This is a genomic window from Stenotrophomonas sp. STEN054, from assembly GCF_056854535.1.
Window position 1 is genome coordinate 101,776 of record NZ_JBXFWG010000003.1, and the last position, 14,287, is coordinate 116,062.

The 14,287-nt window shown below is 68.1% G+C and carries 12 protein-coding genes and 1 pseudogene; 7 read left to right on the forward strand and 6 right to left on the reverse strand.

Features of this window, described 5'->3' with window-relative positions; all coding sequences use genetic code 11:
- Positions 1–317 precede the first annotated feature (317 nt).
- Both AC1VXD_RS02090 and AC1VXD_RS02095 read left to right on the forward strand, forming a co-directional pair.
- Positions 318–1,487: a class I SAM-dependent rRNA methyltransferase gene (locus AC1VXD_RS02090; protein WP_482990613.1), complete on the forward strand. Its 1,170-nt coding sequence runs from the start codon at positions 318–320 to the stop codon at positions 1,485–1,487.
- 199 nt (positions 1,488–1,686) lie between these two features.
- Positions 1,687–2,928 (forward strand): annotated as a pseudogene (locus AC1VXD_RS02095) (dipeptidase).
- A gap of 58 nt (positions 2,929–2,986) precedes the next feature.
- Here AC1VXD_RS02095 and AC1VXD_RS02100 read toward each other — a convergent pair.
- Positions 2,987–4,414, reverse strand: a complete 1,428-nt coding sequence (locus AC1VXD_RS02100) for an amino acid permease (RefSeq protein WP_482990614.1) — start codon at positions 4,412–4,414, stop codon at positions 2,987–2,989.
- Between the two features lie 144 nt (positions 4,415–4,558).
- Positions 4,559–5,554 carry an aldo/keto reductase gene (locus tag AC1VXD_RS02105; RefSeq protein WP_482990615.1) on the reverse strand — a complete coding sequence of 332 codons (996 nt, stop codon included), beginning with the start codon at positions 5,552–5,554 and terminating at the stop codon, positions 4,559–4,561.
- A gap of 121 nt (positions 5,555–5,675) precedes the next feature.
- On the opposite strand from AC1VXD_RS02105, the gene AC1VXD_RS02110 reads away from it, so the two are divergent.
- Positions 5,676–6,578, forward strand: a complete 903-nt coding sequence (locus AC1VXD_RS02110) for a LysR family transcriptional regulator (protein ID WP_482990616.1) — start codon at positions 5,676–5,678, stop codon at positions 6,576–6,578.
- Positions 6,579–6,675: 97 nt separating this feature from the next.
- Here AC1VXD_RS02110 and leuE read toward each other — a convergent pair whose 3' ends face one another.
- Positions 6,676–7,305 carry a leucine efflux protein LeuE gene (leuE, locus tag AC1VXD_RS02115; RefSeq protein ID WP_482990642.1) on the reverse strand — a complete coding sequence of 210 codons (630 nt, stop codon included), beginning with the start codon at positions 7,303–7,305 and terminating at the stop codon, positions 6,676–6,678.
- 8 nt (positions 7,306–7,313) lie between these two features.
- Positions 7,314–8,294, reverse strand: coding sequence for a LysR family transcriptional regulator (locus AC1VXD_RS02120; RefSeq protein ID WP_482990617.1), 981 nt, complete (start codon positions 8,292–8,294; stop codon positions 7,314–7,316).
- A 91-nt stretch (positions 8,295–8,385) separates the two neighbouring features.
- Between AC1VXD_RS02120 and AC1VXD_RS02125 the strand changes: the two genes are divergently transcribed.
- Positions 8,386–9,393 (forward strand): zinc-binding alcohol dehydrogenase family protein, encoded by a 1,008-nt coding sequence (locus tag AC1VXD_RS02125; RefSeq protein WP_482990618.1) that lies wholly within the window; start codon positions 8,386–8,388, stop codon positions 9,391–9,393.
- Between the two features lie 492 nt (positions 9,394–9,885).
- On the opposite strand, the gene AC1VXD_RS02130 is transcribed toward AC1VXD_RS02125, so the two are convergent.
- A complete protein-coding gene (locus AC1VXD_RS02130) occupies positions 9,886–10,488 on the reverse strand; it encodes a glutathione S-transferase family protein (protein ID WP_482990619.1) in 603 nt (200 codons plus the stop codon).
- 44 nt (positions 10,489–10,532) lie between these two features.
- Between AC1VXD_RS02130 and AC1VXD_RS02135 the strand changes: the two genes are divergently transcribed.
- The 3 genes from AC1VXD_RS02135 (at position 10,533) to AC1VXD_RS02145 (ending at position 13,175) form a co-directional block, all read left to right on the forward strand.
- Positions 10,533–12,092: a DNA recombination protein RmuC gene (locus AC1VXD_RS02135; RefSeq protein WP_482990620.1), complete on the forward strand. Its 1,560-nt coding sequence runs from the start codon at positions 10,533–10,535 to the stop codon at positions 12,090–12,092.
- A 72-nt stretch (positions 12,093–12,164) separates the two neighbouring features.
- On the forward strand, positions 12,165–12,563 hold the full coding sequence (locus AC1VXD_RS02140) for a hypothetical protein (protein ID WP_482990621.1): 399 nt from the start codon (positions 12,165–12,167) through the stop codon (positions 12,561–12,563).
- Between the two features lie 66 nt (positions 12,564–12,629).
- Complete coding sequence (locus tag AC1VXD_RS02145; protein WP_482990622.1) at positions 12,630–13,175, forward strand: glutathione peroxidase; 546 nt, start codon at positions 12,630–12,632, stop codon at positions 13,173–13,175.
- 104 nt (positions 13,176–13,279) lie between these two features.
- On the opposite strand, the gene AC1VXD_RS02150 is transcribed toward AC1VXD_RS02145, so the two are convergent.
- Positions 13,280–14,287: an MlaA family lipoprotein gene (locus AC1VXD_RS02150; protein WP_482990623.1), complete on the reverse strand. Its 1,008-nt coding sequence runs from the start codon at positions 14,285–14,287 to the stop codon at positions 13,280–13,282.

Genomic DNA, 14,287 nt, shown 5'->3' on the forward strand with positions numbered 1-14,287 from the left:
CGGACGGCGAGGATCTGCAACGGAGGATCGGGAGGGGGATCCAGGGACAGAGCTTCGCCAGTACGGCGAAGGTCTCGCTCGCAACCCCACGCGGGTGGGATTGCCGTTGCACCGGAGCCTGCGGGCTCGAATTGACGGCGACAACGTCTGGGAGCTACTCCCCTTCTGGGGCCGATTCTGCGGCCTGGCCGGGCCGCCGTCAAATGGGCGGCGGGCGGGGGCGGACCCCCGCAGGGGCTCCGACCCCTCGTCGTCGCCACACCGGGGTCAGAGCCCCTGCGGGAATCTGACCCCGGCCGCCGGTTTACAATAGGCCGATGAATACCCCCCTTCCCGTTGTCCGCCTAAAGAACGCGTGGCGCTCCAGCCACCCGTGGATCTTCCAGAAACTGGTCGAGAAGCCGACCGTCCGGCCCAAGCCCGGTTCCATCGTCGACGTCGTCGGCATCGATGGCGAGTTCATCGGCCGTGGCTTCTACAACGGGCACTCGCGCATCGCCGTGCGCATCCTCGAGACCGACCCGAACGTGCCGGTCGATGCCGGCTGGTTCTCGCGCAAGATCGCCCAGGCGGTCGAACTGCGCCGTGGCGTGCTGAAGCTGGACGCGGTGTCCGACGCCTGGCGCGTGGTGCACAGCGAAGGCGACGGCCTGTCCGGCCTGGTGGTGGACCGTTACAACGACCTGGTGGTGGTCGAATTCTTCGCCGCCGGCATGTTCCGCCACCGCGAGTGGATCTACGACGCCCTGCGCGAACAGTTCCCGGGCTGCCGCTTCCACAGCTTCGCCGACGAACACGTGCAGAAGCAGGAAAGTTTCGACTTCCACGGCAACACCACCACCGAAGCGTCGGTGATCACCGAGTACGGCATCAAGTTCCGCGCCGACCCGGCCGGTGCGCACAAGACCGGCTTCTTCGCCGACCAGCGCGAGAACCGGCAGTGGCTGAGCCAGCAGGTGGAAGGCAAGAGCGTGCTCGACCTGTGCTGCAACACCGGCGGTTTTGCCGTGTACGCGGCCGCACGCGGTGCTTCGGAAGTGGTCGGCATCGACATCGATGAAGACGTCATCCAGATCGCCAAGGGCAATTCGCGCCTGAACAACGTGCGCCCGAAGTTCGTCCAGTCCGACATCTTCCCGTGGCTGCGCGATGCCGCCAACCGCGGCGAGCAGTACGACGTGGTGATCCTGGACCCGGCGAAGATGACCCGCGACCGCGACCAGGTCATCACCGCGCTGAAGAAGTACCTGGACATGAACAAGCTGGCGCTGGGCGTGGTCAAGCCGGGCGGCCTGTTCGCCACGTTCTCCTGCACCGGCCTGGTGGCCGAGGACCAGTTCCTCGACATGCTGCGCCGCGCGGCCTACTTCTCCGGCCGCACGATCCAGATCCTGAAGGTGGCTGGCGCTGGTCCGGACCATCCGTTCATGGCCCACGTGCAGGAATCGCGTTACCTGAAGGCCGTGTTCTGCCGCGTGGTTGATTGATTTCAACCTGTAGAGCCGAGCCGCGCCACCTGATCAATGGGGCGCCATTGTCTTGAGCGCATCGCAATGCGCGGCAGACTGGCCGCCGGGCCGTGAACAGGATTCATGCCCGGCAAAGATCCGCCGGGCATGGCCCGGCGCTACCCAATGTGCGGGCGCAGCGCTATGGTCGGGCTCTTGTCCTAACCGGTGAGAGCCCATGCCGTCGCTGCGTCGCCTGTCCCTGCTGCTTGCCCTGGCGCTGAGTGCGCCGCTGTCCGCCCATGCCATCGAGTTCAGCGCGCAGGAGCTGGCCCGCGCCAAGGCCCTGCAGCAGCGTCTGCTGACCCTGGACAGCCACCTCGACACGCCGGCCAACTTCGGCCGCGCCGGCTTCGACATCGAACAGCGGCACGACCACAACGCGCTTTCGCAGGTGGATTACCCGCGCATGGTCGAGGGCGCGCTGGATGGCGGCTTCTGGGCGATCTACACCGACCAGGGCGACCGCACTGCAGCCGCCCACCTGGCCGAACGCGACCATGGCCTGCAGCGGATGCTGGAGATCCGGCAGATGCTGGCGGCCAACCCCGAGCGCTTCGAACTGGCGCTGACCGCCGATGATGCCGCGCGGATCAAGGCCGCCGGCAAGCGCGTGGTCTACATCAGCATGGAAAACGCCAGCCCGCTGGTGGAAGATCCCAGCCTGCTCTCGTTCTACCACCGCGCCGGCCTGCGCTTGCTGAGCACGGTTCACTTCGCCAACAACGAGTTCGCCGATTCGGCCACCGATCCCAAGGGCGCGGAGTGGAAGGGCCTGAGCCCGGCCGGCAAGGACCTGGTGCGTGCCGCGGTGAAGTTGGGCATCGTCATCGACCAGTCGCACGCGTCCGATGCGGTATTCGATGACCTGCTGGCGATGATGCCGGTGCCGTTCGTGCTCTCGCACAGCTCGGCCAAGGCGGTCTACAACCACCCGCGCAACCTCGATGATGCGCGCCTGCGGCAGTTGGCCAAGGCCGGTGGCGTGATCCAGGTGAATGCCTATGGCGGCTACCTGATCGACACCGCCAAGACGCCCGAACGCAAACAGGCCGAAGAAGCGCTGAGCAGGCAGCTGGGCGGCTGGGAAGGCATGACCATTGCCAAGGGCGTCGCCCTGCAACAGGCCGAGCAGGCGCTGGACCATGAACACCCGGTGCGCCACGCCAGCCTGGACGACTTCTTCGCCCACTTCGAGCACATCCTCAAGGTGGTCGGCCCCGAGCACGTAGGCATCGGCCTGGACTGGGATGGCGGCGGCGGCCTGAGCGACCTGCCCGATGTCAGCCAGCTGCCGAAGATCACTGCGTGGCTGCTGCGCAAGGGCTAAAGCGAACAGCAGATTGCCGGCATCTGGGGCGGCAACCTGCTGCGGGTGATGCGCCAGGCGCAGGATTACGCGGCAAAGCAGGGCGGCTGACCGCCCCGCGTGGAACCGGGATTCCGCCGGGCATGGCCCGGCGCTACCGGTGATCCGTTTACTTCGCGATCAACGCATTGCGGCGGCTGTACAGGAAGTACAGCACCAGGCCAACCACGTTCCACACCAGGAAGTACAGCTGGGTGCGATGCGGCAGGCTGATGAACAGATAGATGCAGCCCAGCGCGGCCAGCGGCCCGACCACGAAGGCCAGCGGCGTGCGGAAAGTACGTGCACGGTCCGGTTCGCGCAGGCGCAGCACCACCAGGCAGATGCCCACGGCGGTGAACGCGGCCAGGGTACCGGCGTTGGCCAATGCCGCGATTTCGTCCAGGCGCGCCACGCCGGCCAGCGCCGACACCACCACGGCGGTGAACAGCGTGGTCGCCACCGGCGTGCCGGTGCGTGCGTTGACCTTGGACAGGCCACGCGGCAGCAGGCCGTCGCGGCTCATCACGAAGAAGATGCGGCTCTGCCCGTACAGGAAGGCAAGCAGCACGGTCGGCAGGGCGATGATCGCGATCACGCCGATCACCATGGCAGCGGTCGGGTGGCCGAGCTGGCGCATGATCAGGGCGAGCGGTTCAGCGCTGTGGCCGAACACCGCGTAGCTCATCGCACCCACGGCGGCCAGCGCCACCAGCACGTAGACGATGGTGCAGCCGATCATCGAACCGATGATGCCGATGGACAGGTCACGGCCCGGGTTCTTGGTTTCTTCGGCCGCGGTGGAGATCGCATCGAAGCCGTAGAAGGCGAAGAAGATGATCGCCGCGGCCGCCATCACGCCATGCTCGACGCCATCGGGGCCCATCGACTTGGCAAACCCGTACGGCATGAACGGCTGCAGGTTGGCGCTGTCGAAGGCGGGCAAGGCGATGGCCACGAAGATCGCCAGCGCGATCAGCTTGAACACCACCAGGATGGCGTTGAGCGTGGCGCTTTCCTTGGTGCCGGCCATCAGCATCAGCGCGACCAGCCAGGTGATGACGATCGCCGGCAGGTTGATGAAGCCACCGGCGACATGCGGGCCCGCAGCGAGTGCGGCCGGCAGGGTGATATTCCAGCCGAACTGCGTATGCGCCCATTCGAGGAAGCCGACGAAGTAGCCGGACCAGCCGACGGCCACCGTACTGACCACCAGCGAGTATTCGAGGATCAGGCTCCAGCCCACCACCCAGGCGAACACCTCGCCCAGCGCGCTGTAGCTGTAGGTGTAGGCGCTACCGGCGGCCGGCATCATCGTCGACAGCTCGGCATAGGACAGCGCCGCGCAGGCGCAGACCGCACCGGCGATGGCGAAGGAGATCAGCACTGCAGGACCGGCCAGGTTGGCGCCGACGCCGATGAGCGTGTAGATGCCGGTGCCGACTATGGCACCGATGCCCAGGGCGATCAGGTGCGGCCAGCTGAGGGTCGGCACCAGGCGCCGACCGGCTTCATGGACAGTGACGGAATCTAGCGACTTGCGCCGGAGCAGGGACATGCAGGCCTCGGAAGGGGATGACTTGGAACGACAAGTTCCCGAGTGTGACCGAACGCAGCGCAGCATTACCACTGGCGAGGGTCATACCCGTCGGGGCGCCCGCTGCGCCCCGACCAGGCTGCCGGAATCGGCACAATCCGGCGGCTACGAGTCGATGTTGGCCATGCCACTGACTGAATAGCGCTCGCCGACCGCGGCATGCAGCGGGAAGGCCGCATCCAGCGCGTCCAGCGTGGCGGCGTCCAGTTCGACCCGCAGTGCACCGAGGTTCTCGTCCAGTCGTGCCTGCCGCGTCGTGCCCGGAATCGGCACGATGTGCTCGCCACGCGATAGTACCCAGGCCAGGGCCAGCTGCGAGGCGGCAATGCCGCGCTTGGCGGCCAGTGCCTGCACAGTGTCCACCAGCGCCAGGTTGCGCTGGAAGTTCGCGCCCTCGAAGCGCGGCGAGGAACGCCGGTAATCGTCGGCCTCGAAATCATCCGGGCTGCGGATGGCACCGGTCAGGAAGCCACGGCCCAACGGCGAATACGGCACGAAGCCGATGCCCAGTTCCGCCGTGGTGGCCAGCACCCCGTTCTGTTCCGGTTCGCGCGACCACAGTGAATACTCGCTCTGCACGGCAGTGATCGGGTGCACCGCATGCGCCCGGCGCAGGGTGGCCGCCGAGGCCTCGGACAGGCCCAGCCAGCGCACCTTGCCCTGTTCCACCAGGCGCGCCATCGCACCCACGGTGTCCTCGATCGGCACGGTCGGGTCGACGCGGTGCTGGTAGTACAGGTCGATGTGGTCCACGCCCAGGCGGCGCAGGCTGGCCTCGCAGGCGGCCTGCACATAATCCGGGTGGCCGTTGACCTGCGGCGCCTGCGGGTCGGAAGGCCCCAGGCCGATGCCGAACTTGCTGGCCAGGAACACCTGGTTGCGGCGGCCGGCGATCGCGCGGCCGACCAGCACTTCGTTGGTGTGCGGGCCATACACATCGGCGGTGTCGAGCAGGGTCAGGCCACGGTCCAGCGCGTGCTGGATGACGGCAACAGCGTCCTCCTCACTGCTGCGGCCGCCGTAATAGGCGCTCATGCCCATGCAGCCCAAGCCGAGGGCGGACACGGTAGGGCCGGCAGGGCCGAGGGTACGGGTCTTCATGCGGATCTCCTTGGGGGAAGCACCTCGCCCGGATGGGCGGCGGCGTGGGGCATAGCTTCCTCCTGTCGATCATGTGGATAAACTACGTACAACCTGACTCACCTTGAAGGCTGTCTTCACAATGGATGCCTCCGTCCCGCTGACGGCCGTGGTCGCCTTCGTCCACGTGGCAGAGCATGCCAGCTTCACCCGCGCCGCCGATGCGCTGGGCGTGTCGACCTCGGCGCTGTCGCAGAGCGTGCGCGCGCTGGAAGCACGGATGGGCGTGCGCCTGCTGCAGCGGACCACGCGGCGGGTGGGCCTGACCGAACACGGCGCGCGTTTCCTGCAGCGGGTGCGAGGCGGCCTCGACCAGATCGACCAGGCCTTCGCCGAACTGGACAGCGCGCGCTCGGTGCCGGCCGGGCGACTGCGGGTGACCCTGCCACGCATCGTCGCCGACCGCATGGTGCTGCCGCGGCTGCCCGATTTCCTGGCGCGTTACCCGCAGGTGCAGGTGGAACTGTGCGTCGACCCGGCACTGACCGATCTGGTGGGCGAGGGCTTCGACGCCGGCATCCGCCTGGGCGAATCACTGGCCCAAGGGATGATCGCGGTGCCGGTCGGGCCGCCCGAGCGGCAGGTGGTGGTGGCGACGCCGGCTTACTTCGAACGCCATGGCGTGCCGCAGACCCCGCATGACCTGCAGGGCCACGCCTGCATCGTGCACCGCCTGGCCAACGGCCGGCTGATGCCCTGGGAGTTCAGCCGCGAGGGCCACGAGCTGGACGTGGAAGTGAGCGGGCGGCTGGTGTTCAACGATGCCGGCGTCGCCCATCGCGCCGTGCTTGCAGGGCTGGGCATGGCCCAGGGCTTCGCCTCGCTGATGGCTGATGACATTGCTGCCGGGCGACTGCAGAGCGTGCTGCAGGACTGGCAGCCGCCGTTTCCCGGTTTCCACCTGTACTACCCGGCGCGCGAACAGATGGCGCCCAAGCTGCGGGTGTTCATCGACCACCTGCGCGCGGAACTGCACGACCGGTAGGCTCGAGCTTGCTCGACTGCTCCGCCGCCTTTGGAGAGTCGAGCCATGCTCGACTGCTATTTGCATCAGTCGAGCAAGCTCGACTCTACCCGCCGGATCATCCATTCAACCCCAGGCGGATGCCGAAGCCGACCAGGAACAGGCCGGCCACGCGACGCAGCACGGTGCTGATGCGCGGATGCTGGATGAGATGGCGACGGGCCAGGTTGCCCGCGCCGATCAGCAGCGAGCAGTACGCCACGCTGACCACGAAGATGATGCCGGCCAGCGCCGCGAAGGTGGCGATGCCGTGGTGCGCCTTCGGATCAATGAACAGCGGCAGGAAGGCCATGTAGAACAGGATCGCCTTCGGGTTGAGCAGGCTGACCAGGATCGCCTGCTGGAAGTAGCGGCCGGGCTGCATGCGGATCGGGCCGGCATCGCCGCCCTCGGTCTTCGGCGTGCGCAGCAGGCTGATGCCCACCCACACCAGGTAGGCCGCGCCGAGGTACTGCACGGCGTGGAAGACCAGCGGGTTGGCCTTCAGCAGCGCGGCCACGCCGGCCAGCGCAAGCCACATCAGGATCTGGTCACCGACCAGCAGGCCGGCCAGCGCGGTGTAGCCGCCGCGCACGCCGCCGCGGCCGGTGGCGGTAAGCAGGGTGAAGGTGCCGGGCCCGGGCAGGGCGAGGAACACCAGCACGGCGAGCAGGAACGTCCACAGGTCCTGGATGCCCATCCACGGCATGGCATGGCTCATTGTTGTTGCGGGGGGGCGCCATTGTCGGCCACCGCCGCGGCCGGCGACAGGGGGCCGCCCTCGCCACCGGGCAGGCCGGACAGCAGCGGTTGCAGGTGATCGCGCAGCTGCGCGTGCAGCTGCCGCACCGCCGGCGAGAACTGCTTGCGGTGCGGGCACACCAGCTGCAGGGGAATGTGGCTGCCGATGCCGTCCAGCAGCACCCGCAGGCGCCCGGCCTGCACGTCCTCGCGCAGGTCCAGCCAGGATTTGTAGGTGATGCCTTCGCCGGCCACGGCCCAGCGCCGCACCACGTCGGCATCGTCGCAGACCAGCGGGCCGCGCACCGGCACCACCACGCGCCGTCCCTCGACCTCGAACGCCCAGCGGTCGTGGGTGCGTCCGCCCAGCTGGTAGGCCAGGCAGTCGTGCTCGCGCAGGTCCTCCAGCCGCGCCGGCACGCCGCGCCGCCGCAGGTAAGCGGGCGACGCCGCCAGCACGCGGCGGTTGCCCTCCAGCAGCGGCAGGGCCACGTAGCTGGCATCGTCGAAGTGGCCCAGGCGGATCGCCACGTCCACCGGGTCGCGGAACACGTCGGCCACCTCGTCGGACAGGCGCAGGTGCAGCCGCAGCCGCGGGTGCGCGGCGCGGAACGTGGCCAGCCACGGCAGCAGCAGGTTGCGGCCGAAATCCGACGGCGCCGACAGCTGCAGGGTGCCGTGCAGGTCGGCGTCCTCGCCCTGCACGCGGGCCTGGCCCTCGCGCAGGGTTGCCAGAACCTCCTGCGCGTAGGGCAGGTACAGCGCGCCCTCGCCGGTCAGGCGCAGGCTGCGGGTGGTGCGCACGAACAGGCGCAGGTCCAGCTCGCGTTCCAGCCGCGCCACCGCGGCGGCCACCTGGCCGGGCAGCAGGTCGGCCTCGCGTGCGGCCTGCGAAAAGCTGCCCAGCGCCGCGGTGCGGACGAACAGCTGCAGATCGTCGAAACGGATCATTTTCATTGCCGGAGTGAAAGTGCTGACCGATTCTGCGCCTTTTCGGGGAGCCACGCGCGGCGCACGCTGTGGATTCCTTTCCCCCTGGACCGCTGCCATGCGCGCCATTGCCTACACCCACGCCGGCCTGCCGATCGATGACCCGCAGGCCCTGATCGACATCGACCTGGACCTGCCGCAGCCGGGCCCCCGCGACCTGCGGGTGGCGGTGCGCGCCGTGGCGGTGAACCCGGTGGATACCAAGGTCCGCCGCAACGCCGCCACCGAGGGCCCGCGCGTACTGGGCTGGGATGCGGTGGGCGTGGTCGATGCGGTGGGCAGCGAAGTGACCCTGTTCCAGCCCGGCGACGCGGTCTACTACGCTGGCGTGATCGATCGGCCAGGCAGCAATGCCGAGTACCAGCTGGTGGACGAGCGCAGCGTCGGCCGCAAGCCGGCCAGCCTCGACGATGCCGCCGCGGCGGCCCTGCCGCTGACCGCGATCACCGCCTGGGAACTGCTGTTCGACCGCCTGCGCATCGCCGAGGGCGGTGGTGAGGGCCAGACCCTGCTGGTGATCGGTGCGGCCGGCGGCGTCGGCTCGATCCTGGTGCAGCTGGCACGCACGCTGACCAAGTTGACCGTGATCGGCACCGCCTCGCGGCCGGACACCCAGGACTGGGTCTATGCGATGGGCGCGCACCACGTGATCGACCACAGCCTGCCCCTGGCCGAAGGCCTGGCCCGGCTGGGCATCCCGCAGGTCGAGCACGTGGCCAGCCTGACCCACACCGACCAGCACTACGCGCAGATCGTGGAGGTATTGGCGCCGCAGGGCCAGCTGGGCCTGATCGACGACCCCGGCCAGCTGGACGTGATGGCGCTGAAGCGCAAGGCGCTGTCGCTGCACTGGGAACTGATGTTCACCCGCCCGCTGTTCAAGACCGCCGACATGCAGCGCCAGCACGACCTGCTGGACCGCGTGGCCGAGCTGATCGACGCTGGCGTGCTGCAGACCACGCTCGGCGAGCACTTCGGGCGCATCAATGCCGCCAACCTGCGGCGCGCGCATGCGCTGGTGGAGAGCAATCGCGCGAAAGGCAAGATCGTGCTGGAAGGCTGGTAAGGATCCAGGCCAACGGCTGAGCCCCTCGTGGCGGGCTGCGTCGATTGAATGCCGCGGAGCGGGCCGGGCGAGGTGGATTGCGCAGGACACGCCGTAAACCCGTCCATGGGGGCTCGATGGCGCCATCCATGGCGCCAACGGTCCTGCGCAACCCACCCCGCCCGGCCCCTGACAGTTTCCCGGTCGCCCACCACGGAAAAGAAAAAAGAAGAGCAGAAGCCGGTCGCTTCGCTCGTGTGTCGACCAAGGTCGACACCTACCAGAGCAATACTCCTTGCCAACAGACCGCAGGACACTGTCGAAGGCGGGGTGGGTCCGGTTGAGGGGGCGTGAGCCGCATGGATGCGGCGACCGAGCCTCCATGGACGGATTCACGGCGTCCCCCTCGACCGGACCTACCCCGCCAACCCACGGATACCCAGCTTTTGCTTTTGCAGTTGCCGTTGCATTGAGCAGGTGCAGGGCTGCAAGCCCTGCAAAAAGACCCACCCCTCAGGCAACCCCGTTGTCGACGTGCGCCGCAAACCCCGGCTGCCGCCGCAGCCGCTCGAACCACGCGTCGACATTCGCCAGCACCGGCTTCCCGCCCGGCGTGCTGCGCCAGCGCTGCGCCGACAGCCCCAGCACGATGTCCGCCAGAGTGAAGTCATCGCCGGCCACATGCGCGTGGCGCGCGAGCTGCGCATCCAGCATCGCCATCAGCCGGCTCCACTGCGCCAGGCTCGCCTCCGCCCGCGCATCGTCCGGGTAATCGGCATGCCCGCGCACGCGCGCCATGAACACGTGGCGCCATGCCGTGTTCAGATCGGTCGCCTGCCAGTCCATCCACTGCTCCACCCGCGCCCGCGCCTGCGGCTCGACTGGCAGCAGGTCATCGCGCCCGGCGCGCGTGGCCAGGTAGCGGCAGATGCTGTTGGATTCCCACAGCACGAAGTCGCCCTCGCGCAGCACCGGCACCTGTGCGTTCGGGTTCAGTCCGCGCAGCAGGCCCGCATCGGGGGCGGCGTGGTGCTGCACCGCCAGGTCCAGCCCGGCGCACAGCCACAGCACCTTGCGCACGTTGATCGAGGTCGGCTTTCCGTACAGTTCGAGCATCGTCAGACGCAGCGTTTGAGACGGGGCCAGCCTACACTGGTGGCATGAACATCGAACTTCTCATGATCCTGGCCGTGGTCCTGCTGCTGGCGACGCTGGTGGCGCTGGTCATTCTGTTGCGCCGCGGCGCAGGCGACGCGTCCTCCAGCGACCTGCACCAGCAGCTGGCCAACGAACGCGAACAGCACCGGCTGGCCCTGATCGATGCTGGCCAGCTGCGCGGCCGCCTCGACGCGCTTACCGGGGAACTGGAAGGCGAGCGCGCGCGTGGCCAGCAGCACGCCGAGGCGGTCACCACACTGACCACGCAGGTCGCACGCGAAGCCGCCGTGTCAGCCAGCCGTGAGGCGCTTCTGGCAGAACGCGAAGGGGCCCTGGCCCAGGCACGCAAGGCCCTGTCCGAAGCGGGCGCGGAACTGCAGCAGGCACAGCAGCGCTATCAGCAGCTGCACGGTGAACACGCGCGTGCCCTGGCCAACCTGCAGCATTCGGAACAGGCCAGCACGGAGCTGCGCAGCTATCTTGAGACAGCCAAGGAGAAGCTCTCGGGCGCTTTTGCTGAACTGGCCGGCAAGGTGTTCGAGGAGCGTGGACAGCAGTTCGAGAAGAACGTGCGCCAGGCCACGGTGCAGTCGCGCGCGGATATCGAAGGCCTGCTCAAGCCGTTCGCCGACAAGCTGGGCGATTTCCGTACCCGGGTAGATACCCTGTATGGCGAAGAAGCCCGCCAGCGGGCCAGCCTGCTCGGCGCCGTGGGCGAACTGAAGACGCTGAACCAGGACATGGCCGCGCAGGCGTCCGCATTGACCAACGCCCTGAAGGGCAGTGCCAAGGTCCGCGGCGATTGGGGCGAACTGATGCTCGACAACGTGCTGCGTGGGTCAGGCCTGGAAGAGGGCGTGCACTACCAGCGGCAGAAGCATGCCGTGGACGATGACGGCGCACGCCTGCGTCCGGACGTGGTCGTGCAGTTCCCAGACGAACGCAGCGTGGTGATCGACAGCAAGGTCAATCTGATCGCCTGGCAGGAGGCGATGAACGCCGCCACGCCGGAGGCATCCGAAGATGCGTTGCGCCGCCATGCGGTCGCGCTGCGCCAGCACGTCAAGGATCTCGGCGAAAAGAACTACCCCAAAGCACTTGGCACCGAGACGCTGGACATCACCATCGCCTTCGTTCCCATCGAAGGTGCATTGTCTGCTGCACTTGGCGCCGACGGCAGCCTGCAGGCCTACGCCTTCGACAACCGCGTGGTGTTCGCTTCGCCCAATACGTTGATGGCCCTGCTGCGCGTGGCCGAGCGGCTGTGGACGCGTGACAAGGTGCAGAAGCAGGCACTGAAGATCAGTGAGGCAGGCGGGTTGGTGCTGGACGCTTTGACCGGCTTCCTGCAGGACTTCAGTGCCATGGGAAAGAAGCTGGATGATGCCGGCAAGGCGTACGCGGATGCTCGCAACCGTCTGATCGACTCGCCGCAGTCGGCCATCAGCCGTGCGCGCCGGCTTGCCGAACTGGGCAGCAAGGCCAAGCGCGCGCTGCCGCCAGAGCTGACCCCGGATCCGATGCAGCAGCTGACCGCTCCGGAGGACGGCGAAGAGACCTGAGCGCGCTGACACACCACCTGCACCACGCAATGCGTATGCTGGCGGCCTCGATCACCGCCTGCAGGTCCGACCATGCGCCTTCGCTTCCTTGCCAGCCTGGCCCTGGCTGCCGTGTTGTCGGCCTGCAGCAGCACGCCGCCGGCTGCCGATACGACGGTCCAAGTGGTCACGCCCGAGATCCCGGAAGCGACTGCCGCCTATCAGGAAGCGCGTGACGTCGATTGCAGTGCAGCCGGCGGCACCCTGCAGCCGCTGGGCCGCCTGCAGCGCGTGCAGTGCGTGATTCCCTATGCCGATGCGGGCAAGACCTGCAGCGGCAAGCGCGACTGCAGCGGCCAGTGCCTGGCCACCGCTGAAACCGAAGCAGGCGTGGTGGCGAGCGGCACCTGCCAGCGTGATGCCAGCCAGAACTTCGGCTGCCGCCAGCGCATCGAAGACGGCAAGGCACAGGGCACCATCTGCGTCGATTGAACGCCCGCGACGCATACGTGCAGCGCTATGCTGGTGGACCTTTCCACGGCATAGCCGGAGCCCCGCGTGAGCACCCCGATCCAGGATATTTCCCTCACCACCATCGACGGCCAGCCGTCCACCCTGGGCGACTACCAGGGCAAGGTCCTGCTGTTGGTGAACGTCGCTTCCAAGTGCGGCCTGACCCCGCAGTACGAAGGCCTGCAGGCGCTGTACGCGGAAAAGCAGGCACAGGGCCTGGAAGTGCTGGGTTTCCCGGCCAACAACTTCCTCGGCCAGGAGCCGGGCAGCGAGGCGGAAATCCAGCAGTTCTGCCAGCTGACCTACGACGTGACCTTCCCGATGTTCGCCAAGATCAGCGTGGCCGGTGAAGACACCCACCCGCTGTACCAGCAGCTGACCGCTGCCCAGCCGCAGGCGATCGGCGAAGGCCCGCTGCGCGAGCGCCTGGCCAGCAAGGAGATCCCGATCCACGCTGCACCGGCGGTGCTGTGGAACTTCGAGAAGTTCCTGGTCGGCCGCGATGGCAAGGTGGTCGCACGCTTTGCCCCGGACGTGGCCGCCGATGACGCGCGCCTGCGCGAGGCGATCGACGCCGCACTAGCCGCCTGATCGCATGGAGTCGGGCCCCTTTCCCACGGGAAAGAGATCCGACCCCGAGCCACGCACAAAAAAACCCCGCCAAGGCGGGGTTTTTCATGCGCGGACCAACGCGATCAGTTGGTCCAGTTCGGCATCGGCATGGCGTCCACCGGGATCGGCGAATTCTCATCCTCGCTGCCACGCTCGCGCTTGCCGCGCAGGTCGTTCTCGATCTGGTAGTTGCGGCGCTGCAGCCACGCATCGCGCACCAGCGCGTACTCATCCACCGCCGAGCTGCGCAGGTCGTCGACCGCCATCAGCTGCGCGCGGGTATCGACCAGCTGCAGGCCCTGCAGGCCGATGCGGACCTTGTCCTCTTCGATCGTGCGGATCGGCGACAGCGGCATGTCACCGGCCAGCCCAAACACATCGCGCACGGTACGCGGGCCGAAGAACGGCAGTTCCACGTAACGCGAACGGCGCCAGCCCCAGGCACCCAGGGTCTGCCCGAAGTCCTCGCGGCGGTTGGGCACCATCGCCTTGCTGGCCGGATCGAACAGGCCACCGATGCCCAGCGTCGAGTTCATCAGGAAGCGGCCGAAGGTATCCCACGCATCATCCGGGCGGCCCTGCAGCAGCTGGTTGACGATGGTGACCGGCGAACGGATGTTGCTGAAGAAGTTGCTCACGCCGGTACGCGCGAAGCGCGGCACCACGTGGGTATAGGCGGTGGCCAGCGGACGTGCGATCACGTTGTCCACGCCCACGTTGAAGCGGTGCACGCGGCGGTTCAGTGGCTCCCACGGGTCGTAGGCGGCGGTGGTGGCAGCGGTGCCGGCGTTGCCGTACAGCGCGTCGAAATCGTCGTCGCCACCGGGCGCAGCGGCGGCCGCGGCCGTGGCGGCATCGGTTCCGGCATCGGTTCCGGCATTCGTGGCCGGCGGCGGCGAGGCCGTCGCGTCGTCCATGGCGGCCGCCGGTGCCGCGTCAACCGTGCCGGCATCGGCAGCAGGTGCATCGGCCGGTGCGCTGGCCGGAACCACGGTGTCGGCCACCGGCGCATCGCTGCGCGCGGGCTTGCCGGCACAGGCGCTGAGCGCCAGAGCCAGGATCATCAGGGGAAACGCGCGTACGACGTTCAT